Origin of the sequence: Flavobacterium hydatis (assembly GCF_000737695.1) — a bacterium.
Taxonomy (GTDB): Bacteria; Bacteroidota; Bacteroidia; order Flavobacteriales; family Flavobacteriaceae; genus Flavobacterium; species Flavobacterium hydatis.
Genome location: NZ_JPRM01000001.1, coordinates 274,637 through 296,824 on the forward strand (window position 1 = coordinate 274,637; position 22,188 = coordinate 296,824).

Sequence of the window (22,188 nt, forward strand, 5' to 3'; positions counted from 1 at the left end):
TTTGGACTTAAATTTATATGTTTGATTTAAATTGCTCTAAGAATCTAACGTCGTTTTCAAAAAACATACGAATGTCACCAATTTGGTACAACAACATTGCGATACGCTCTACTCCCATACCAAATGCAAAACCATTATATTCTTCTGGGTTTATATCACAATTTTTCAGAACGTTTGGATCTACCATTCCGCATCCTCCAATTTCTAACCAACCTGTTCCTTTTGTGATACGGTAATCAGTTTCGGTTTTTAAACCCCAATAAATATCAATTTCGGCGCTAGGTTCTGTAAATGGGAAGTATGACGGACGTAAACGAATTTTTGATTTTCCGAACATTTCTTTAGTAAAATAAAGTAAGGTTTGTTTTAAATCAGCAAACGAAACATCTTTATCTATATACAATCCTTCTACCTGATGGAAGATACAGTGTGAACGTGACGAAACAGCTTCGTTACGGAAAACACGTCCTGGAGAAATAGTACGGAATGGTGGTTTATGGTTTTCCATATAACGCACCTGAACCGATGATGTTTGTGTACGCAACAACACATCAGGATTTGTTTGTATAAAAAATGTATCCTGCATATCACGTGCCGGATGATATTCTGGAAGGTTTAATGCAGTAAAATTATGCCAATCGTCTTCGATTTCCGGACCTTCGGAAACGTTAAAACCAATGTTTGCAAAAATATCTATAATTTGGTTTTTCACGATTGATATCGGATGACGAGAACCAATAATTACTGGCTCGGCAGCACGAGTTAAATCTCCGTAAATACCTTTAACTTCTTCTTTGCTTTCTAAAGCTTCAACTATTGTTTTTACTTTGTCTTCTGCTGCTGTTTTTAAAGCATTTATAACTTGTCCAAATTCCTTTTTCTGGTCATTTGGCACAGTTTTAAATTCAGCAAAAAAATCGTTTAAAACTCCTTTTTTTCCAAGAAACTTAATACGGAATGCTTCTAATTCTTCCTTATTTTCAGTTGAAAAAGCGTTAGCTTCCCCAATATATTCTTTTATCTTATCTATCATTTCCATTCCATAATTGAGATTACAAATTTAAGTAATTTGTTTTAAGTTTAATATTTAAAATTTAAAGTTTCCTTTGCTCCCAAGAGTTTTATCATAACAACATTTTAAACCTCACAAGATAAAGCTCTGTTTAAAAGCCAATTCGATAAAATCTCAGAAACAATTCACTCTAATAATACTCAATAAATGAGCGTTTTAAAATTATCTTATCAGGCTAATTTTACTTTCTATTTCTTTTACTCTTTCAAGCCAAAAAGTTATTCCTTCCTGATTTTTAATAATTTCTTTTTTAGACTTAGATGAAACTTTGCCTAATTCATACCAATTTTTTTGATAATCTTTCTCTCTTTCTACCTTATTAATTGGCTCTATTCTTGAACGCCAAAAATCAATATTCTTAAGATAGGTATCTCTTAAGTTTTCAAAATATTCGATTATCTTATCTTTAGAATTAGGAATATAACCCGGTCCGCTACAACCACAAGAATGAAATGTAACCCCAACAGAATATAAACTTTTAATATGTTCCCATTTTTTTACATCATCTTTTTTAGGTGATTCAAAATCAAGTCCCATATTAGCCATTAATTCTCCACATTCTGGACACTTTGCTTCCTTAACAGATTTCTCCCCTCTTTCTATATCGTACATCAATCTTCTTTTAAATGTCTTACGACAATTAAAACAAGCGAAGTGCGGTTTATAGGAAACCATAGCATATCTACACATTCCTTTCTAGTTTTCAGTAGCAATGTTCAGTGTTCTGTCGCGGTTTACAGTTTAGCACACGCTGAAAACTGCGACTGCGACTGAACACTAATAAAACTACTCTATAAGTTTTCTTTCTAAAAAATAATTCACAATTGCTTCTTTCATTAAAACCGATTGTTCTCCCGCTTTTAATGGCGGTAATTCTTCTTTTACTTTATAATGTGGCCAACCTTCTTCATCAAAAAACTCAAATTCATAAAAACCATAAGGTTCTAATAACCTACAAATAGCGATATGCATAAGGTTTAATTTTTCGTCTTTTTTAAATTCACGGTGTAATTTTCCTAGTTCCTGTACGCCTATTAAATAAATTATGGAATCTAAATCTAGGTTTTCTCCTTGTGAAAATTGATCGGAAAGTATATTTACAAGCTGTTCCCAGCGTTCTTTAAGTTGTGTGTCTCTTGACATAAATAATTTGGATTTTTAGATATTTTAGATTCTAAGATTTTAGTAATTATCCTGATTCTTAATCCGAATATTTTAATCTGAATTCTAAAATTATTTTCACAAAGATAAGAACTTCAAATCCAAACGCCTTAAAAAATTAAACGTATAGATCCTTAGATTTAACGTTATGAAAAGGGCATTTAATACAATACTTTTACTTATTGATTCCGAAAAATCAAAAACATCAACATTTAAGACCTCCGAACCTTTGCATCTCTGAATCTCTGAACCTAAAAAACAGATAATTCTTTTATATTTGCGCCTTTATTAAACAAAAATAAGAATATGAGTTTTTTCGATATGATTTTGGGTGTTTTATTGGCTTACGGTTTATACCAAGGTATTAAAAATGGGCTTTTTGTAGAAGTAGCTTCTTTTATCTCTTTATTGCTGGGGATATATCTTGCGATAAAATTTTCGTCTTTAATGAAAGAAATTATCATGAAACATGTTTCATGGAACCCAAATACAATTCAGATTACAGCTTTTATCCTGACTTTTATTCTAGTAGTCATCGCGGTATATTTACTAGCTAAATTTTTAACAGGAATTGCCGATTTTGCTCAATTGGGATGGCTTAATAAATTAGGTGGAGGTCTTTTTAGAATTCTAAAAACGATTCTGATTTTGAGTATTGTTTTTAGCCTTTTCGAAAAAATAAACTTCAATCATACTTTTGCAAAAAAAGAAACATTAGATAAATCGATATTTTATAATCCGATACAAAAAATAGCCGGTTTTATTTATCCTTCGATAGAAAACTGGTATGATACGCTAAAGAAAAGTGAAAGCGAAAAAGAGCCTTCTACTGCTAATAAATAGCGGTTATTTTTACACCAAAAAACACATTATGTTTATTAGATTTTAATTTCAAAATAAGCATTCAAGTGCATAAAAAATAGCCGAATCCATCTTTTATTTCTTAAAGACTCAACAATAATACATCAAGATTCTACAATCCAAAACTTTGCATTATCTTTGCCGATTAATGACGCGCCAGTATAGCATTGCTATGCTCTAAAATCACAAAAAAAATACTTAAAACTCGTATAGAGAATTGATATAAAAGAAAATGAAAAATATACGTAACTTTTGCATTATTGCACACATCGATCACGGAAAAAGTACTCTTGCCGACCGCTTACTAGGCGCAACACAAACTGTTACTGCCCGTGAAGAAAAAGCGCAATTGCTTGATAATATGGACTTGGAACGTGAACGTGGAATTACCATAAAAAGTCACGCCATCCAGATGGAATACACTTATAAAGGAGAAGAATATATCCTTAATTTAATTGATACTCCAGGACACGTTGACTTTTCATACGAAGTTTCTCGATCAATTGCGGCTTGCGAAGGTGCGCTTTTAATTGTTGATGCTGCTCAAAGTATCCAAGCTCAAACAATCTCAAATTTATATTTGGCTCTGGAAAATGACTTAGAAATTATTCCAATTTTAAATAAAGTTGATTTACCAAGTGCCAATCCTGAAGAAGTTAGTGATGATATCATCGATTTATTAGGTTGTAAACTAGAAGATATTATACACGCCTCAGGTAAAACTGGTTTTGGTGTCGAAAATATTCTAGCTGCTATTATCGAAAAAGTTCCTGCTCCTAAAGGAAGTAAAGACGAACCTTTACAAGCTTTGATTTTTGACTCTCATTACAATCCATTTCGTGGAATCGAAGTTATCTTTAGAGTTGTAAACGGAGAAATTCGTAAAGGTCAAAAAATTAAATTCATGGCTACTGGCAATGAATATTATGCTGACGAAATTGGAACTCTAAAACTAAATCAAGTTCCTAAAAATGTAGTTTCTACAGGAGATGTTGGTTATTTAATTTCTGGTATTAAAGAAGCCAAAGAGGTTAAAGTTGGTGATACTGTTACCGATGCCAAAACTCCAACTACAAATATGATTACTGGTTTTGAGGATGTAAAACCAATGGTATTTGCTGGAATTTACCCAGTTGATACGGAAGACTATGAAGACTTAAGAGCTTCGATGGAGAAATTACAATTAAATGATGCTTCTTTGGTTTTTACTCCTGAGAGTTCTGCAGCATTAGGTTTTGGTTTCCGTTGCGGATTCTTAGGAATGCTTCACATGGAAATTATCCAGGAACGTTTAGAGCGTGAGTTCGACATGACTGTTATTACAACAGTTCCTAACGTTTCGTATTTTGCTTATACTAAAAAAGATCCTCAAACAGCTTTTATTGTAAATAATCCGTCTGATTTACCAGAACCTTCAAAACTTGATAGAGTTGAAGAACCTTACATTAAAGCTACAATTATTACCAAATCAGATTATGTTGGTAACGTAATGAGCTTATGTATAGAAAAACGTGGTTTAATTACTAACCAAACATATTTAACGACTGAGCGTGTTGAATTAAATTTTGATATGCCTCTTGCCGAAATTGTATTCGATTTTTATGATCGTCTTAAAACAGTTTCTAAAGGTTATGCTTCTTTTGATTATACACCAATCGGAATGCGCACTTCTAAACTAGTTCGTCTTGATGTATTATTAAACGCTCAATCTGTAGATGCACTTTCGGCATTAATTCACGAAGATAACGCATACAATATTGGTAAAAAAATGTGTGAAAAACTACGTGAGCTAATCCCAAGACAACAATTTGACATTCCGATTCAAGCTGCAATTGGAGCTAAAATTATTGCTCGTGAAACTATAAAAGCATTACGTAAAGATGTTACTGCAAAATGTTATGGTGGAGATATTTCGCGTAAGCGTAAACTTCTTGAAAAACAGAAAAAAGGTAAAAAACGTATGAGACAAGTAGGAAACGTAGAGATTCCTCAAGAAGCTTTTATGGCCGTTTTGAAACTTAATGATTAAGTTTTTTTAGAAAAAAAATTAGAATATAGAAAGAACCTGATGATGAAAATTATCAGGTTTTTTTATGATCTTTTTTAACACTCAATGCCTATAAAACCTAACTAAGCCACTACATATCAACATATTGTTTATTAGTTTGTGGAGAAAATCTCACCTTCTTAACTGTTTATTTGTAAGTTTTTGTTTATTTTTACATATAACGAATTAATCAGATTTTATTTAAACAATTTAAAAGCAATGATTATGAAAACAAAAATTACAACACTTGTAGCATTATTTACATTTTGCTTTGCAAACGCACAACAGAAAGAAGTAGAAGAAGAAGTTAGTACTGCCAAAGGAGTACGGTTCGAAAAAGGAAGCATGTTTATTGAAGGTGGGGTTTCGGTTAGCACTGTAAAAGATAACTCAGACGCATATGCTATAAACCCTCAATTCGGATATCTTATTGCCGACAATATTGCTATCGGGCTAGACTTGGACGTATCTGGATCTACAACAGGTAAAGGAACTCCCGCTGAAAGAAAAAACAATGGATTTGGTGTTGGAGCATTTGCCAGATACTATTTCTTAGAATTAGATTCCAGACGTCTTAAAGTATATGGAGAAGCAGGATTAGGTTATAGCCATGTTAAAACAGAAGTTTTAAATGTAGAAGACACAACAAATGGAATTAAGGCGAACATAACAGTAGGACTAAACTATTTCTTTACCAAGAAATGGGCAGCTACATTTGCTCTTGCTGACATCTTAACGTACAATAATGCAAATCCTGAAAACAGACCAACAACTAGTAGTTTTAACTTAAACATCAACTTATTTAATAACATTTTTGCACAACCTAAATTTGGATTATTATACAAGTTTTAAATAAGCAACTAGATTTACAAAACGAAAGGCAACCTTAAAAAGTTGCCTTTTTTGTTTTGACATAGTATCGAATCATTTATAGTTGTTTTATTTTAATACTATATGGATTGTGTTAGACTCACTGCGGTGCGCCTCTACAAATTCAAATTGCGGATAATATTTTAACCGATAAATCTGTCCTAATTAGGGATAGCCTTTTTATTTCTTTACACTCTAAATCTTTATCTTTGAACCTCTGTATCTATAAAAACTCAAAAGAAAAATGCTCGATGAATCCCCAAAACGATTTGACCGAATTGTTGCAATTCTTATTCAGCTACAATCCAAAAAGATTGTAAAAGCGCAAGAATTAGCCAATCGTTTCGAAGTCAGTTTAAGAACAATTTACCGTGACATTCGTACTCTCGAAGCATCTGGCGTTCCTATTTATAGTGAAGCTGGTGTAGGTTATGCTTTAATGGATGGTTATAGATTACCTCCTGTTATGTTTACTCGAGAAGAAGCTAGTAGTTTTATCGCTGCCGAAAAACTCATGCAAAAATTTACCGATACAACTTTAGGAAATCATTATGCTTCGGCAATGTATAAATTAAAAGCTGTACTTAAGAGCGATGATAAAGATTGGGTTTCTACAATTGAATCGAGTGTTTTAATGCAATCTACCGAAAAGCTTTTTAATGATAAATCTCCAAATACGCTAGCATTACTTTTTGAAAGTATTGCCGAAAAAAAACAAGTTATCCTTTCTTACCAAGCTTTTACATCTGATGGAATTACGGAAAGAAATATTGAGCCTGTTGGTATTTTTCATGACCACAACAATTGGTATGTTATAGGTTATTGCCATTTGCGTAGGGATTACAGACAGTTTAGAACTGATCGTGTACATTGCATAAAAAAAACAGATGAAGATTTTACATTAGAGCATGATTCTCTTGAAACTTATCTGAATAAAAATGAAACGATCCCAACTATCAAAGTACGCATCTTGATTGATAAAAAGATAGCGAGATATTTATCGCATGAACGAAAATATCATGGTTTTATCTCCGAAAAAGAAATTGATGGGAATATTGAAATGACTTTTATGTGTCGAGATATTGAAAGTAGTTTTCCGCGTTGGTTTTTAATGTTTGGTGATTATGCCACAATCCTGGAACCCGAAAGATTAAAAAAGCGAACTTTAGAGTTACTGGAAATTAATAGACAAAGGCTTTTATAAAAAAACTCCTAAAATGAAATTTCATTTTAGGAGTTTTAATTTTTATATCCAATATTAACAATTCTTATTGCTGAGTCTTAACAACATTATAAAAATTATAATCTGTGTTTGATGCATCTGTAATACCAATATCACGACCAATTGTAACTATCTGCCCTCGATGATATGTACCATGATTTACAACTTGTAATAAATAATCGCATATCGGTAGTTCACATTGAAACCAAGGATTTTCAATTTTAATTTTCCTGGATAATTCTTCTTCTGATAATGACTTAATGTATTCAGACAAACGAGCCGATCTGTTTACTAATCCTTCCAATATTTCATTAGTTATCAATTCTTTATTTTCTCTTTTATCAAATTCAGAAGTCTCCGCTATTATCGAATACCAATATTCTTCAGTTGCCCAAATATGATTAAGTGTTTTAATAATGCTTGAATAACTCGATGGCACTTGTTTATGAAGCAGCTCATCTGATTTTGCCGAAAGCCAATTAACAAATTCTTTATTTACCCATAAATTGTAGTCAGCATAATTTGTCATTATTTTTTTTAAGCTCATGATAATTTGTTTTAGTTTTTCTGAATAAGAATTGATTTTGAAAATATAATTTGATTGATGATTGAAAGGATTATTTACTTCTAATTATCTTTCCCAGAAAAAAGGCGGTTCAATACCCAAAGCACGCAAATAAACGTACCCTTGACCTCTGTGATGTACTTCATTATCTATAAAATATAAGATATTCTGAATAATCGGAAATTCATATTGCCCAAATAAATTAAAGTTTTCATTAAAATCTTCAATCGTTAGTTTCTCCCAATATTGATTAATCTCTTTTGTAGATTCATCCCATTTTTCAAGATATTGCGCTTTAAAAATCAATTTTTCTTCTCCTTCTTTATAAGGTTGACTATCTCGATTTACAATACTTTTTAGAGCTGGTGCTGCAATAGCCAAAAGTTCATCTGCTAATTGAGAAAAAGTACGCATCCCTCCGATAGAAAATTCAAAAAAATCTTTTTCAGGAAACGCTTCAATTACGTGACGTGTCAATGCACGATGCCCTTGCCAATGTTTTAATAAATCTTCTTGAGTAATAACTTGTGCCGCTAGTGTTTTCATAATTTTAAAGGTTTGATTTTTTATTACTTCAAAAGTAAATTGAGTTGGTGACAACAGTTTGTCAGTAGTATTTTTATTTTTCGAAAATATTTTAAAAAACAAAAACAAACTACTGTATTTCAATAAAATACACATTTAATTTATTTAAACGGGCTTTACATTTACATAAAAAACAGAATAACAGAGTGTATTTCACCCTGAACAAATCGCTCTTATAAATGGGTTTCTTTTTAATTAGTCAAAACCTTTACATCTTTGTACCTTTGCACCTAAGAAATTTAGTATCGTAACAAAATGATTGAAGATAAAAACCCACAACGTACCAGTATAGCACAACTAGGCGAATTTGGTCTAATTGAGCACTTAACACGAAACTTTGATGTTACTCAAGAATCTACTTTAAAAAGTATTGGCGATGATGCTGCTGTATTAGATTTTAAGGACAAGAAAGTTGTTGTTTCTACCGATTTATTAATCGAAGGTGTCCATTTTGATTTGGCATATATGCCGTTAAAGCATTTGGGATACAAAGCTGTAGTGGTAAATATTTCAGATATTTGTGCCATGAATGCAAAACCTACACAAATAACTATTTCTGTGGCTGTTTCTAATCGTTTTCCTTTAGAGGCTTTAGAAGAATTATTTGCAGGGATTACTCATGCTGCCAAAGAATATAATGTAGACGTTATTGGTGGTGACACTACTTCATCTCAAAAAGGATTAATTATTAGCATTACTGCTATTGGTGAAGCAGACGAAAACGAAATTGTATATCGTAATGGTGCCAAACAAACTGATTTATTGGTTGTAACTGGTGACATTGGAGCTGCTTATATGGGATTACAGGTTTTAGAGAGAGAAAAACAAGTTTTTCAGGTAAATCCTAATTCGCAACCAGATTTAGATGCTTATACTTATTTAATAGAACGCCAATTAAAGCCTGAAGCTCGCAAAGATGTTCGTACTTTATTACATGCCTTAGAGATTAAACCAACATCTATGATTGATATTTCAGACGGATTATCATCTGAGATTATTCATTTATGTAAACAATCAAAAGTAGGTTGTAACTTATACGAAGATAAATTACCATTAGATCCACAATTTATAAGTGTTTGCGAAGAATTTAATATCGATAGTACAACTGTAGCTATTAATGGTGGTGAGGATTACGAATTACTTTTTACTATTGCGATGGAAGATTTTGAAAAGATAAAAGCAAATCCAAACTTCTCGATTATTGGTCATATGACGCAAGAAAGTGAAGGGATTCACTTAGTAACTCGTGCTAATACAAAAATCGCTTTAAAAGCCCGCGGATGGGACGCTTTAAGCGAATAATGACGTATATATCCATAAAAAAAGACATCTAATTAGATGTCTTTTTTATTTTATAGAAGGTCTTTGTTTCTAGCTTCGTGTACTAAATCATCATCTGTACCATCTTTTACATTTAGTAATCCTTTTAAATTTTCTATTCTTCTTATCGTTGCCTTCAAAGAAATAGGAATGTAATGTGGCATTTCGTCTGTCTTAGTTCCTTTGGATAAATGAAAAAGAATCTGTTCATCAATCTGATCAATTTCTATGGAGTCTTTAGGTGATTTATCTAACATTTCGATAACCGACTGACTGTAATAAGTACTTTTTTTCATCACTTTATCAAATGCAAATAACAATTCATCAAATGTTAGATCATTTTTTATGATTAGTCCTCTCGGATTTATTGTTCTAATGATTGTTTTTATTTTAAGTAATTCAGTGTACATCGTTAGCAAAATTATTTTACAATTTGGCATGTGCTCCATAATTAGCTTTGCTAAATCTTCTCCCGAATATATTTCCTTTTCTTCATAAGCAGGCATACTTATATCTAAAAATGCAATATCAAAACTTGCTATTGTAGGATCCATAATAACCTCGTAACCCGATTTACAATCTTTGGCTTGCGTAATTAAAAATTCGTACTCTTTGGGGTTATATCTCGTAATCGCATTTTTATACCCTTCGATTATAAAAGGATGATCATCTACTATTAATATGTTATTCTTGATTATTTCCACTGGAGTTTTATCAGTTGTCATTATGCTGAAGGTTTATTTTTTGATCAATTGGAATTTTAATTGTTATAACTGTTCCATCCGCTTTATTCGATTTTATATCTACGGTTCCATCGCATTCTTTTACTCGATAGAAAATATTTTGCAAACCTATCCCTTTTTTGGTTCTATTTACATTAAATCCTACTCCATCATCACTTATCAATAACGATAAATGATTTACCTCATTTTTAAGCTCTATTTTTATTGTTTCGGCATGGGCATATTTATTACAATTTTGCAATGCTTCCTGAATTATTCTATACAGATTAATTTTAATCGAGTTACTCACCAAATCCCATCTAATACTTGAATCGATTGCCGATATTAATTTTGATTTAAAAGTAGCTCTTTGGTTTTCTAACAACTTATCGATAATTACGACAAAATTATTAATCAATTCCGATTTCTCTTTATTTAAATCATGCGAAATTTCGCGAATATCTTGCTCAATTTCTTTTAAATCTGATAAATATTTTTTGCGTTTTACAGCAGCTGTCGGATCATCTACTTTATCCAAACTGTCTAAACTTATCCTAACTCCAAACATTCTTCCTAAAACACCGTCGTGCAAGTCTTGAGCTACCTTTTTTTTCTCTTTAATTCGTATCCCCTCAATTACGTTTTGTTGCGAAATCATTAGGTTATATATATCCTCATTGGCAACCTGTTGCTGTTGTTTAAAAAGTAGTTCTCTATTTTTGGCCTTTTGTGTCATATAAACATAAAAAAAGAGCGCTAATAAAGTACATATACTAAAAACATACATCAATGTTCTGTTCTGGATATTTAAACTCGTATTTTCATCTTTTATTTCATTTGTTTCGTATTCAATTCGAGAAAATTTTTCTCCCATTTTTCTTTCTGCCTTTTGAACTCTCTCGTTTATCTGAATATATTCTTTAGAGTAAGCCGATGCTTTTTCTGGATCTACAAGTGCAATTTGCTTAAGAACTTCGAGTGTATTTCTTGGCTTATTAGAGCTTCTGGATAACTTAAGTGCCTGCTCTGAATAATCTATCGCTTTTAAGGTATCTTTCTTGTAAGCGTAGTATTCGGATAAATGAATTTTATTTAATATAATTCCAGATGTCAAATTTAAACTATCTCTAATTTTTAAAGCCTGATAAAATTGTTCTGGCATTCCCTCAGTTTCATTTAGCTTAAATTTAGAATATGCCAAATTATCTAGCAACATTGCATATAAGGTTGCACTATCTTTAAACAATCTCTTTTGATCCAATCCTTTTTGAAAATAAACTTTTGCTTGTTTATAATTACGCATCTTTAGATAAACAAATCCAACATTGTTTAAAGAAGTAGCTCTTAGCTGAAGTCCAGATGGAACAGTTTTATCATCAATTGTCAATAATGCTTTATTATGAAACTCTAAAGCTTTGTTATATTCTTCTCGTTCATTATATAATATACCTAAAAGGTTATAGGAGTTATAAAATAAATCATTTACATTCTTCTGCTGCTTTAAAATCCTTAGAACTTTAAAAACTGTTATTTCACTTTCAAAAAGATCACCTTCATTGTATTGAAGATTTGCTTTACTTAAAAAAGTTTTAGCAAGATTGTTTTCATCATTAATTCGAAGATATACTTTCTCAGCCTTATAATAATTCATAAAAGCACTATCCGAAATTGATTTTGAACTATAATAATCGCCTAAATAAGTATAGGCTTTTGCCATATGAACAGAATCATTGCTATTTCTTGACCGTTCTAATATTAACTTTGTGGTTTCTTTGTACGCATCCCAATCACTCATATTATAATAGCGATTGGCAACCTTAAATAGATTTACTTTATTAAGCGAATCATCTTTTTCGTTTATAATGATAAAAAATGCTTTTTTATTATACTCTTGTTTATCCTTAAATGATAGACTGTCATCATTTGCTAATCTTAGATAAGTAGAAAGACTATCCAAAGTGGAAGTTTCGTTTTTATCTTCTATGTCTTTTTTGGTACAACCAAAAAAAACAACAAATAATAAGAGTAATATAGCGTAGGTTTTTTTCAATAGTCTTTTTGGGTTTTAATCAAAAATACTAAAACTATAGATACAAAAAAAGGCTGTCATTTTTTTGACAGCCTTTTTACTCTTATTTAAACTATTTTATTTTAGTCAATTTTCTTATTATTACTAATTGATTGGCTATCAGAACCAAATCCACCTAAATTAGTACCTACAGAATAAATGTCTACTTTCTTATCCTGACCTACTTTTTGTCCACCTCCGTCGATAGGCAATATTGCACTATGTACTGTGTCTGTTGAAATTGTTGTTGTTTCTGTTGTAGTAAAAGAAGTTGCTACTAATACTAAAGAAAATAATGCGATTGTTGTGAATGACTTTTTCATGATCTGGGGATTTTTATTGTTAGTATTTTTTTACGTTTTTAATGACCGCTTATTGCTAAATCATGGTGTAAAATTAGTACTGTAATCCCCTTTTCAACTCTCTAAAAAGGCTTATATGGTGGAATGCTACCAAATGGTAGTGTACGTAGGCCAAATACGTGTAAATACTTAGTTGCTAGACTTCTATATAGTTTCCATTAGCAAATTCGGCAATTATTATCTCTACATTTCTTTTGTAGGTCTTAGAAAATGGTAGTTTTTTTGTAGAGTTTTTTATGTAACACACTGAGTTTCCAGTATGTATCCTGGCAATATGATTTCTATTGATGATATAACTGTTATGTATGCGTATAAAAGGGTGTAATAAAATAGCTTCAAAATATTTTAATGTTTTAAAAGCTGTGATCATTTCTCCAGTGTTCAAATAAATATCGGTCGAATTATTATCTGCTTGGATATAGGTAATATCTCTAGCCTGAATGTAACGATAATCACCATACGACTTAACACATAATACTAAGGATTGATTTATTTTTTGTACCTCAATTGCATCTCCTTTGAGTGAAGCTTTAAAATCCTGAACGGTTTGATTGCTAATTAAATTTACTTCATGACTTGGCCACTCTAGTTTTAAAATGGTTTTGAGTAAATCTGCTCGTTTAAGTGGTTTTATCAAATAATCCATTACGCCAAACTTAATCGCATCAAAAGCAAAATCTTTTTTGGTTGTTGTAATAATAACTTTAGGAACTATACGCAAATAATGATAAAGCTCATTTATAAACGATAGCGAAAGATTACTCGTAATATCATTTGGGTCTATTTCGAGAAATATAATATTTGGATTATGTTCTAAAACTAAATTTAATCCTTGCTGATATGTATTTGCAATAGCAACGAAAATGAGCTCTGAAAAACCATCTGCTAATTCCTTGGTTTTTAGAACACTTTCTTGATTATCATCAATAATAATGTATGAATAATTTTTCAATGCTTTTGTTGGTTTAGTGGTATTATTTTACAAGAAACGAACTGATAATTATATGCAAATTTATCTTCTTCATTGGAATTTCAACAATAAAATCTTAATTTTAGCTTTAATTAAGCAATTAAATTTACATATTTCCTTTTTTTAAATATTTTATTGTTAATATATTTCAAACAAATGTTAACACATTCGGATGAAGTGCAAATATATCCGATGAAATGCATAAAATAAAGTCTTGTTCAATATATTATCCTCTATTTTTTATCTTTTAAAATATAATTTTTCCAAATAAAAAAAGCTTCTCATTTGAGAAGCTTTTTCTTATCTTAATTATCGATTACGCTAAGTAATCAATTCTTATTTTACATTTTCATTAACCAGTTTTTCATCGAAACTTCGTTTTCGATAATTGATCTTAAATCTGCAATAGCTACACGATCTTGTTTCATTGTATCTCTATGACGGATTGTAACTGTTTGGTCCTCGATAGTTTGGTGATCAACTGTAATACAAAACGGAGTTCCTAATGCATCTTGTCTTCTATAACGCCTTCCTACAGCATCTTTTTCATCATACGCTACTGTGAAATCCCATTTTAAATCTTCGATGATTTTTTTAGAAATTTCAGGCAAGCCATCTTTCTTTACCAATGGTAAAACTGCTGCTTTTGTTGGTGCTAAAACTGCTGGTAATTTTAATACTGTTCTTGTTGAACCATCTTCTAATGTTTCTTCTTTTAATGAAGTTGCAAAAACTGCCAAGAACATTCTATCTAATCCTACTGAAGTTTCTACTACATAAGGAACATAGTTTTGATTTAATTCAGCATCAAAATACTGTAGTTTTCTACCAGAAAATTCTTCATGCGCTTTTAAATCAAAATCTGTACGAGAGTGAATTCCTTCTAATTCTTTGAATCCAAAAGGGAAGTTAAACTCGATATCTGCAGCTGCATTAGCATAATGTGCTAATTTTTCGTGGTCATGAAAACGGTAGTTTTCTTTTCCTAAACCTAAAGATAAGTGCCAGTTTAAACGTGTTGTTTTCCAGTGTTCGTACCATTGCATTTCTTCTCCTGGACGTACAAAGAATTGCATTTCCATTTGTTCAAACTCACGCATACGGAAAATAAATTGTCTTGCAACGATTTCATTTCTAAACGCTTTTCCTGTTTGTGCAATTCCAAAAGGAACTTTCATTCTTCCTGATTTTTGTACATTCAAGAAGTTAACAAAGATACCTTGTGCGGTTTCAGGACGTAAATATAAATCCATTGCAGACTCTGCAGATGCACCTAATTTAGTACCAAACATTAAGTTGAATTGCTTTACTTCGGTCCAGTTTCTAGATCCAGTTTCTGGATCAGCAATTTCTAGTTCTTCGATTAAAGCTTTAACATCTTCTAAATCTCCATTGCCTAAAGAGCGTCCCAGACGTTCTCTGATTTCTTTTTCTTTAGCCAAATATTCAATTACTCTGGCATTTGTAGTTACAAATTCCTGCTCATTGAATGCATCTCCAAAACGAGCACTCGCTTTTTCGATTTCTTTTTTAGCTTTCAGATTTAGCTTTTCAGCATAATCTTCTACCAGAACATCAGCTCTATATCTTTTTTTAGAATCTTTATTATCTATTAACGGGTCATTAAAGGCATCTACGTGACCTGAAGCTTTCCAGGTTGTTGGATGCATCAATATTGCGGCATCTAAGCCTACAATATTTTCATTCATCTGAACCATTGATTTCCACCAATATTCACGGATGTTTTTCTTTAACTCTACTCCGTTTTGCGCGTAATCATATACTGCACTTAAACCATCGTATATTTCGCTCGACGGAAAAATAAATCCGTACTCTTTTGCGTGCGAAACTACATTCTTAAATAAATCGTCTTGTTTTGCCATAGTAATGCAAAAATATAAAAAGTACTTGTAAAAAAAAGAAAAATTACAAAGATTGAAGCTTGAATTTCTTTATTTTTGTAACTAAATTCTTTCTATTTGTGTTTAATTACATTATTAACCTATTTTTCCCAAAAGCGTGTGCTGGATGTCACTCTTTTTTAATGGCAAATGAAACTATAATTTGTACCATTTGCAGACATGAAATGCCTCTGACTCAATATTATTTAAATCCAAAAAACGAAGCTTTAAAAAAATTTTATGGAAAAATTGAAGTCGAACACGTTTCTGCTTTTCTTTATTTCAATAAAAAAGGAATTGTACAGGAACTCATTCATAACCTAAAATACAAAGGGCACGAAAATATTGGCACTATGCTTGGCTTTTGGCATGTCGAGGATTTAAAAGAACTGGAACTAGAAACACCTTTTGATATGATTATTCCTGTTCCTTTGCATCGAAAAAAATTTCACGAAAGAGGCTACAACCAAGTAACAACATTTGGTCATGCTCTTTCTCAAGGTTTACAAATAGATTATAACGATGTTCTTTTGTTTAGAACCAGATACTCTAAAACTCAATCTAAAAAAAATCTTTTAGGCAGATCAGAAGGTCTTAAAGAAATATTTGATGTTACATTTAATGAAGATAACCACAATAAACATTTTTTACTTATTGATGATGTAATTACAACTGGAGCAACACTCGAGGCTTGCTCTCGTGCATTACTAAAAATTCCAGGTGCCAAAATCAGCATTGTCTGCATGGCAATGGCGCATTCGTAAATTATACTTATATAGTTATTCGAACCCTATCTTCTTAACTATTTTTCTATCTCCATCATACACAACCAAGAAATAGATTCCTGTTCCTGGACGATTCTTTAATGAAATGTATTGCTTGAAATTTGGTATACTTTCGTATGAATTACGGTAAACCTCTTTACCTGCATCATTGTATACAAATATTCTAACACCTGATGTTGACTCACATTTAAAAACAACTTCAAAATCTCCTTTACTAGGATTAGGAAAAGCCATAAGCTCCTTTGGCATAACAATAATCTCTGTTTGTAAAGTGTATTTTTTTGTACAAATCTCAATCGAGCCTGAATCTAGTGTACCATCTCTACCTACATAAGCATCTCTTACCTTAAATGTCCAAGTTCCTTGTGCTTCTTTATTATTAAAAGCTGTTAATAAATCTTTTGGAGTTACGGCTTGTAAAGTTGTTTTAGAACAATTTAAATCCTCTCCCAAATCATCATACTTTAATAATAAACTTCCGCTTGCATCTCCACAATTTTTATTAAATAATCGCACAATAGTTCCTTGAGGGTTTACTAATTGCATCTCTACATCTGAAAATCTTGTATGTGTTAATCCAACAAAAACATTTACGTCTGAAACAATTCCTGTATCGGCAGGAACATTTACAGTTCTTGTTGTATATGCTAATGCGTTAGGTATTGCAAAAGGTGTATTAATAGGATATGAAGTACATGCTGCCTCTACATAATATCCGATTGCAAATGAGTTACTATTTACTGCATAATAAATATTTGCCGTAGGTTCAATTAAAATCCTACAATTTGTTGCTACAACATCTACTGGTACATCTACTGTTTGGGAACCATCATTAGGTGTATTTGCAGCTAAAACAATCGGAAAAGTCAAACCTCCGTCTGTCGAAAGCTTAATATTTACATTGGCTGATCCTGGTAATTTGTTCGTATTTTTTACATCCCAAGTGATGATTTGGCTAGTTCCGTGAAGCCAACCAATATTATCTGTACTTTGAGACGTTACCACAAATGGCCCCGCCGAGTTACTTACATTTACAACCATTTCATCAGTATTAGTTTGTGCTAATCCCGAAGCAGCATTATTACGACCTGTTAATGTAAAATGTAATGTTCTGGCAATTGATGGTACCGACTCCCAAGTGCTTGTGAGTTTTCCTGATAGAACAATATCTAAATCTGGCATATAACGAATCGGCGAACTCGTAGGAGAAAGCGATCTGAATAAAGGCCCATCTAGCTTACTTGGTTCAGCAATACTAGCACTTCCTGATGTTGTAATTGCTGAGTCATTTTCTTCCCAACAATAGGTAAGTGAATTACTATCGATATCAGAACCTGTTCCTTTTAAAACAAAGGCCGTGCTAATAGGAATTGTATAATCGGCTCCAGCACTAATAGTAGGAGGATTATTTGTTAAACCTATACTAACTGGGCATGATTTTGTATCTAGATTCTCTTGGATTTGTAAAATACTAGCGTATGCAAAATAATCATCGGAGTGGTCTTGTATATTATAACTATCTATATCTATAACTCCTGCATATCCCATAATTGTAGAACCACTTCCTGGCTCTACATTTACACCTGTTCCTTCTATATCATAAGAATAAGTATGATTTGCCCCTAATTGATGTCCCATTTCGTGCGATACAAAATCAATATCAAAATTATCTCCTTGAGGTTTTCTATCTGATGGAGAAGTAAACGCACTTCCTTTTGAATTATCCATACAAACACATCCAATACATCCTGCGTCTCCTCCTCCGCCTGATGCTCCAAACAAATGGCCAATATCATACGCATTTTCGCCAATAACACTTGTTAACGTATTTTGAACTTCTTGATTCCATGCTCCTTTAACTCCTATAGCCGCATCCGAATAAGGATCTGTTGCTGCATTTGTATAAACAACAGCATCATTATTAGCAATTACAATTAGTCTTAAAGCTAAGTCTTTATTAAAAACACCATTAACTCTTGTCATTGTAGCATTCATTGCCGCTAATGCGTTTGCTTTTGTACCTCCAAAATAAACCGCATATTCGCCCGTACAAGACAATGCCAATCGTAGTGTTTTAAATACTTTATTGTTTGCCGTTATCCTAGCTGTCTTTGCTTTTAATTCTTTATTTAATGCAACATCTTTTGTTTTACAGGTTAATGGCAAACTTCCTTTATCTCTACTTTTAGCAGTAAACAGGGTATATTCTCCACTACTTGCAGCAACTGGCTCAATAAATTCAGAAGCATTATCAGCTCTTAAAACCATTGTTTGAATCCCTTCTGGAGAGACACTAAAATGAATTTTTGCTGTTTTATCTTTACTACTTATTCCTTCGTAAGCTCTGATATCTGGATATTTTGCTTGTAATTGAGAATCAAAATTAGAAGATTCCCAAACTGTATATTTTTCGAAAGCACCGTTCATATTAGGAATCGTGATTTCGACTGTAGCTCTTTTATCTGTTTTAAGTTGTGTACTCGCGAGTTTTTCTTTCAAAAAAGCTTCGTTTAGTTTATAAACAATCTTTTCTGTATCATCTGAATTTACATTTCCTCTCTCGGTAATCGAAGTGGTACTTTGACTAACTTTTTTCCACATTTCGTTACTTTGAGCCTGAATCTGGGCAGAACTAAAGATAATTAATAAAAGAAGTATAGTTTTTTTCATGTCGAGAAATATTTAATGTTCAAAATTAATTCAATTAAAGGGAATAAAAAGATTTAATCGTCAAGTAATTATATAAAATCGTCAAATAAAGGTTTTTTAGCAAAATGATTCCCAACTTTATAAAAAATCAATTCGCCTTACTATTAGATTTAAAATAGATAGTATAAATTTGCAACATCTTAAACTATTTGCTTTGAAGCTCTTTCATTCTATAACCGATTTTCGATCTACCAAGAAAACAATATTAACTCTTGGCACCTTTGATGGTGTACATATTGGTCATAAAAAAATACTTGAAAAGATTACCCAAAATACTCAGGACGGAAAATATGAGAGTTTGGTTCTTACCTTTTTCCCTCATCCTAGAATGGTATTACAGGAAAAATCAGAAATAAAATTGCTGAACACAATTGCCGAAAAAACAAAACTTCTGGAAAACACAGGAATAGAAAACCTTGTAATCCATCCTTTTAACGAAAGTTTTTCTAGATTAACTGCCGAGGATTTTGTGAGTTCTATTTTGGTAAATCAATTTCATATCCAGAAAATAATTATAGGTCATGATCACCGTTTTGGTCGAAATCGAACGGCTGATATTAATGATTTAATTGCTTTTGGTGAGCAATACGGTTTTGAGGTGGAGCAAATTTCGGCTCAGGAGATAAAAGATGTATCGGTAAGTTCTACCAAAATAAGAAAAGCATTAACTGATGGCGATATGACTCTTGCCAACGAGTATTTAGGCTATGATTATTTCTTAACTGGTATTGTTGCAAAAGGCAAACAATTAGGAAGAACTATTGGTTTTCCTACTGCTAATCTAAAAATTGAGGAAGAATACAAGCTAATTCCTAAAAATGGAGTTTATATTGTAAAATCTATCATCGATGAAAAAGTGGTTTATGGTATGATGAATATTGGCTTTAATCCAACTGTGGGAGGTCAGGCGCAATCTATCGAAATTCATTTCTTAGATTTTGATGAAGATATTTACGATTTAGAAATTGCAGTTTCTTTATTGCAATATGTTCGTGAGGAACAAAAATTTGGCTCTGTAGACCTTTTAAAAGAACAATTAAAAAAAGACAAAGAAACAACTAGAGACTTCGTAAATAAATTATAATTCTCTTAATTTTTTATGGTATTCATAATGACAACGTAGCGATTTTTTTAGTAAATTTGATAAGCATTACACTGTATATCAACCAAATACTATTAACATCTTAAAAATAACCGTTATGAAACTTCCAAAAGAATTATACAATGGGATTCTTATATTCCTAGGTATTGGTGTTTATTTTTTATTAATGAATGTTTTAGGTCTTGCTCACATACTTTACTTACGTGCCCTGAACGTAGCTTTTGTTGTTTATGGGGTAAACAGAACTATTAAAATGAATCTTGCTGAAGGCGAAACCAACGCTGTCTCTAATGCTGTTTCGGCTATGATAACATCTGTAATTGGTGTTTCTCTTAGTATCCTGGGATTACTTATTTATAGTTACGCTCGTGGTGGTGATGCGTATGTAAAAACTTTATCGGCCACTTTTATGTTTGGTGGTAACCCTTCTGTACCTACTTACTGTATTTGTTTATTATTTGAAGGTATAGCTTCATCTGTTGTTATTACGATGCTGTTAATGCTATACTGGAACAATAAGTATGTTGCCGATTAATTTTATTTTAATACTTCTTTAAAAATATTTTTCAATAAATCTGAGAGTTCCAAAAGAATAAATTACTGTTCTTTTGGATATTCTTGTGACCTTTTGTTATGGAATTTGTGCCTTAAAATACAACCTCAAAAACTTTTACGGACTGAATTTAAAATACTGCATTGATTCATTAGAACAATTTAATTACTTTTGAGCATCAAAAAATCGTATAGATGAACAGTACAAAACACAATTGGACGAAAGACGAGATTATCGCTATATACAATAAACCAATGATGGATTTGCTTTATGAAGCAGCATCTATTCACAGAGTAAATCATGATCCAAACGTAGTTCAGGTATCTACTTTGTTATCTATTAAAACAGGTGGTTGTCCTGAAGATTGTGGCTATTGCCCTCAAGCTGCTCGTTACCATACTGGAGTAGAAGGAAATGATTTAATGTCGGTGAGTCAGGTAAAAGCTCAGGCTTTGCGTGCTAAATCTGGTGGTTCATCTCGTGTATGCATGGGAGCTGCCTGGAGAAACGTAAAAGACGGACCTGAATTTGATCAAGTTCTAGAAATGGTGCGTACCATTAATAAACTAGATATGGAGGTATGTTGTACTCTTGGTATGATTACCGAAAACCAAGCGCAACGTTTGGCCGAAGCTGGTTTATATGCTTACAACCATAACTTAGATACATCTGAGGAATATTATAAAGAGGTTATATCGACTCGTGGTTTTGAAGACCGCTTGCAAACTATAGAGAATGTTCGTAAAACCAATGTTACTGTTTGTAGCGGAGGAATTATAGGAATGGGTGAAAGCATTGAAGATCGTGCCGGAATGCTTGTAGCTCTTTCTACATTAAACCCTCAACCTGAATCAGTGCCTATTAATGCATTGGTTGCTGTAGAAGGAACTCCTATGGAAGAAGAAAAACCTGTTGAAATTTGGGAAATGATTCGTATGGTTGCTACAACTAGAATTATTATGCCTGAAACTCAAGTACGTTTATCTGCAGGAAGAACTAATATGAGTCGCGAAGGGCAAGCAATGTGCTTTTTTGCTGGTGCAAATTCTATTTTTGCTGGTGATAAGTTACTTACTACCCCAAATCCTGATGTTCAGGAAGACATGAAAATGTTTGATTTATTAGGTTTGATTCCTCAAAAACCTTTTACTAAAGTTTCTCAACCAGAAACTGTAGAAGCAGAAAATTCTCAATATGCTCCTCTAGGCGAAAAACCAAAATGGTCAAGACCAGGACATACTATCGAAAGAAACTTAGAAGCTTCAGGTAAAGCTAAATAATCTAAATTTAGAAATATAAAAATCCCTATTAAT

The 22,188-nt window shown here is 32.0% G+C and carries 20 protein-coding genes; 9 read left to right on the forward strand and 11 right to left on the reverse strand.

Annotation, left to right across the window (positions count from 1 at the left end; all coding sequences use genetic code 11):
- Positions 1-13 precede the first annotated feature (13 nt).
- The 3 genes from IW20_RS01245 to IW20_RS01255 form a co-directional block, all read right to left on the reverse strand.
- On the reverse strand, positions 14-1,033 hold the full coding sequence (locus IW20_RS01245) for a phenylalanine--tRNA ligase subunit alpha (protein WP_035617797.1): 1,020 nt from the start codon (positions 1,031-1,033) through the stop codon (positions 14-16).
- Positions 1,034-1,234: 201 nt separating this feature from the next.
- Positions 1,235-1,684 (reverse strand): hypothetical protein, encoded by a 450-nt coding sequence (locus IW20_RS01250; RefSeq protein ID WP_240478444.1) that lies wholly within the window; start codon positions 1,682-1,684, stop codon positions 1,235-1,237.
- 174 nt (positions 1,685-1,858) lie between these two features.
- Positions 1,859-2,215: a hypothetical protein gene (locus IW20_RS01255; protein ID WP_035617732.1), complete on the reverse strand. Its 357-nt coding sequence runs from the start codon at positions 2,213-2,215 to the stop codon at positions 1,859-1,861.
- Between the two features lie 324 nt (positions 2,216-2,539).
- Here IW20_RS01255 and IW20_RS01260 point away from each other — a divergent pair, with 324 nt between their 5' ends.
- From IW20_RS01260 to IW20_RS01275, 4 genes are all read left to right on the forward strand, one after another.
- The gene (locus tag IW20_RS01260) at positions 2,540-3,076 is read left to right on the forward strand and encodes a CvpA family protein (RefSeq protein WP_035617735.1); all 537 of its coding nucleotides are present in this window, start codon (positions 2,540-2,542) and stop codon (positions 3,074-3,076) included.
- Between the two features lie 250 nt (positions 3,077-3,326).
- The gene (gene lepA, locus IW20_RS01265; protein WP_035617737.1) at positions 3,327-5,123 is read left to right on the forward strand and encodes a translation elongation factor 4; all 1,797 of its coding nucleotides are present in this window, start codon (positions 3,327-3,329) and stop codon (positions 5,121-5,123) included.
- Between the two features lie 243 nt (positions 5,124-5,366).
- Positions 5,367-5,993 (forward strand): outer membrane beta-barrel protein, encoded by a 627-nt coding sequence (locus tag IW20_RS01270; RefSeq protein WP_035617799.1) that lies wholly within the window; start codon positions 5,367-5,369, stop codon positions 5,991-5,993.
- A 262-nt stretch (positions 5,994-6,255) separates the two neighbouring features.
- A complete protein-coding gene (locus IW20_RS01275; protein ID WP_035617739.1) occupies positions 6,256-7,215 on the forward strand; it encodes a helix-turn-helix transcriptional regulator in 960 nt (319 codons plus the stop codon).
- 64 nt (positions 7,216-7,279) lie between these two features.
- Here the strand turns inward: IW20_RS01275 and IW20_RS01280 are convergent, their stop codons facing one another.
- Together IW20_RS01280 and IW20_RS01285 are read right to left on the reverse strand one after the other, a co-directional pair.
- Positions 7,280-7,780, reverse strand: coding sequence for a DinB family protein (locus IW20_RS01280; RefSeq protein WP_035617741.1), 501 nt, complete (start codon positions 7,778-7,780; stop codon positions 7,280-7,282).
- An 84-nt stretch (positions 7,781-7,864) separates the two neighbouring features.
- Positions 7,865-8,344, reverse strand: coding sequence for a DinB family protein (locus IW20_RS01285; RefSeq protein WP_035617801.1), 480 nt, complete (start codon positions 8,342-8,344; stop codon positions 7,865-7,867).
- Positions 8,345-8,638: 294 nt separating this feature from the next.
- Here IW20_RS01285 and thiL point away from each other — a divergent pair, with 294 nt between their 5' ends.
- The gene (gene thiL / locus IW20_RS01290) at positions 8,639-9,685 is read left to right on the forward strand and encodes a thiamine-phosphate kinase (RefSeq protein WP_035617743.1); all 1,047 of its coding nucleotides are present in this window, start codon (positions 8,639-8,641) and stop codon (positions 9,683-9,685) included.
- A 50-nt stretch (positions 9,686-9,735) separates the two neighbouring features.
- Here the strand turns inward: thiL and IW20_RS01295 are convergent, their stop codons facing one another.
- The 5 genes from IW20_RS01295 to IW20_RS01315 form a co-directional block, all read right to left on the reverse strand.
- Positions 9,736-10,428 carry a response regulator gene (locus IW20_RS01295; RefSeq protein WP_035617745.1) on the reverse strand — a complete coding sequence of 231 codons (693 nt, stop codon included), beginning with the start codon at positions 10,426-10,428 and terminating at the stop codon, positions 9,736-9,738.
- The gene (locus tag IW20_RS01300) at positions 10,418-12,475 is read right to left on the reverse strand and encodes a tetratricopeptide repeat-containing sensor histidine kinase (RefSeq protein ID WP_035617748.1); all 2,058 of its coding nucleotides are present in this window, start codon (positions 12,473-12,475) and stop codon (positions 10,418-10,420) included. The genes IW20_RS01295 and IW20_RS01300 overlap by 11 nt, the downstream gene beginning before the upstream one ends.
- Before the next feature lie 101 nt (positions 12,476-12,576).
- Entirely contained in the window at positions 12,577-12,816 is a 240-nt protein-coding gene (locus IW20_RS01305) for a hypothetical protein (protein ID WP_035617750.1), read from the reverse strand.
- Between the two features lie 175 nt (positions 12,817-12,991).
- The gene (locus IW20_RS01310; RefSeq protein ID WP_035617752.1) at positions 12,992-13,807 is read right to left on the reverse strand and encodes a LytR/AlgR family response regulator transcription factor; all 816 of its coding nucleotides are present in this window, start codon (positions 13,805-13,807) and stop codon (positions 12,992-12,994) included.
- A gap of 359 nt (positions 13,808-14,166) precedes the next feature.
- Complete coding sequence (locus tag IW20_RS01315) at positions 14,167-15,708, reverse strand: glycine--tRNA ligase (protein WP_035617754.1); 1,542 nt, start codon at positions 15,706-15,708, stop codon at positions 14,167-14,169.
- A gap of 98 nt (positions 15,709-15,806) precedes the next feature.
- Between IW20_RS01315 and IW20_RS01320 the strand changes: the two genes are divergently transcribed.
- On the forward strand, positions 15,807-16,490 hold the full coding sequence (locus IW20_RS01320) for a ComF family protein (protein ID WP_035617756.1): 684 nt from the start codon (positions 15,807-15,809) through the stop codon (positions 16,488-16,490).
- Between the two features lie 15 nt (positions 16,491-16,505).
- Here the strand turns inward: IW20_RS01320 and IW20_RS01325 are convergent, their stop codons facing one another.
- A complete protein-coding gene (locus tag IW20_RS01325) occupies positions 16,506-19,181 on the reverse strand; it encodes a reprolysin-like metallopeptidase (protein ID WP_035617758.1) in 2,676 nt (891 codons plus the stop codon).
- Between the two features lie 193 nt (positions 19,182-19,374).
- Here IW20_RS01325 and IW20_RS01330 point away from each other — a divergent pair, with 193 nt between their 5' ends.
- The 3 genes from IW20_RS01330 (at position 19,375) to bioB (ending at position 22,155) form a co-directional block, all read left to right on the forward strand.
- Positions 19,375-20,304: a bifunctional riboflavin kinase/FAD synthetase gene (locus IW20_RS01330; RefSeq protein ID WP_035617760.1), complete on the forward strand. Its 930-nt coding sequence runs from the start codon at positions 19,375-19,377 to the stop codon at positions 20,302-20,304.
- Between the two features lie 115 nt (positions 20,305-20,419).
- On the forward strand, positions 20,420-20,857 hold the full coding sequence (locus IW20_RS01335) for a hypothetical protein (protein WP_035617762.1): 438 nt from the start codon (positions 20,420-20,422) through the stop codon (positions 20,855-20,857).
- A 212-nt stretch (positions 20,858-21,069) separates the two neighbouring features.
- A complete protein-coding gene (bioB, locus tag IW20_RS01340; RefSeq protein ID WP_035617764.1) occupies positions 21,070-22,155 on the forward strand; it encodes a biotin synthase BioB in 1,086 nt (361 codons plus the stop codon).
- Positions 22,156-22,188 lie beyond the last annotated feature (33 nt).

Coding starts and splice junctions, on each gene's coding strand:
- IW20_RS01315 (WP_035617754.1), bottom strand. CDS start 15,708: ATGGCAAAACAAGACGATTTATTTAAGAATGTAGTTTCGCACGCAAAA.
- IW20_RS01285 (WP_035617801.1), bottom strand. CDS start 8,344: ATGAAAACACTAGCGGCACAAGTTATTACTCAAGAAGATTTATTAAAA.
- IW20_RS01270 (WP_035617799.1), top strand. CDS start 5,367: ATGAAAACAAAAATTACAACACTTGTAGCATTATTTACATTTTGCTTT.
- IW20_RS01275 (WP_035617739.1), top strand. CDS start 6,256: ATGCTCGATGAATCCCCAAAACGATTTGACCGAATTGTTGCAATTCTT.
- IW20_RS01305 (WP_035617750.1), bottom strand. CDS start 12,816: ATGAAAAAGTCATTCACAACAATCGCATTATTTTCTTTAGTATTAGTA.
- bioB (WP_035617764.1), top strand. CDS start 21,070: ATGAACAGTACAAAACACAATTGGACGAAAGACGAGATTATCGCTATA.
- IW20_RS01280 (WP_035617741.1), bottom strand. CDS start 7,780: ATGAGCTTAAAAAAAATAATGACAAATTATGCTGACTACAATTTATGG.
- IW20_RS01245 (WP_035617797.1), bottom strand. CDS start 1,033: ATGATAGATAAGATAAAAGAATATATTGGGGAAGCTAACGCTTTTTCA.
- IW20_RS01335 (WP_035617762.1), top strand. CDS start 20,420: ATGAAACTTCCAAAAGAATTATACAATGGGATTCTTATATTCCTAGGT.
- IW20_RS01325 (WP_035617758.1), bottom strand. CDS start 19,181: ATGAAAAAAACTATACTTCTTTTATTAATTATCTTTAGTTCTGCCCAG.
- IW20_RS01260 (WP_035617735.1), top strand. CDS start 2,540: ATGAGTTTTTTCGATATGATTTTGGGTGTTTTATTGGCTTACGGTTTA.
- IW20_RS01250 (WP_240478444.1), bottom strand. CDS start 1,684: ATGTACGATATAGAAAGAGGGGAGAAATCTGTTAAGGAAGCAAAGTGT.
- lepA (WP_035617737.1), top strand. CDS start 3,327: ATGAAAAATATACGTAACTTTTGCATTATTGCACACATCGATCACGGA.
- IW20_RS01295 (WP_035617745.1), bottom strand. CDS start 10,428: ATGACAACTGATAAAACTCCAGTGGAAATAATCAAGAATAACATATTA.
- IW20_RS01255 (WP_035617732.1), bottom strand. CDS start 2,215: ATGTCAAGAGACACACAACTTAAAGAACGCTGGGAACAGCTTGTAAAT.
- thiL (WP_035617743.1), top strand. CDS start 8,639: ATGATTGAAGATAAAAACCCACAACGTACCAGTATAGCACAACTAGGC.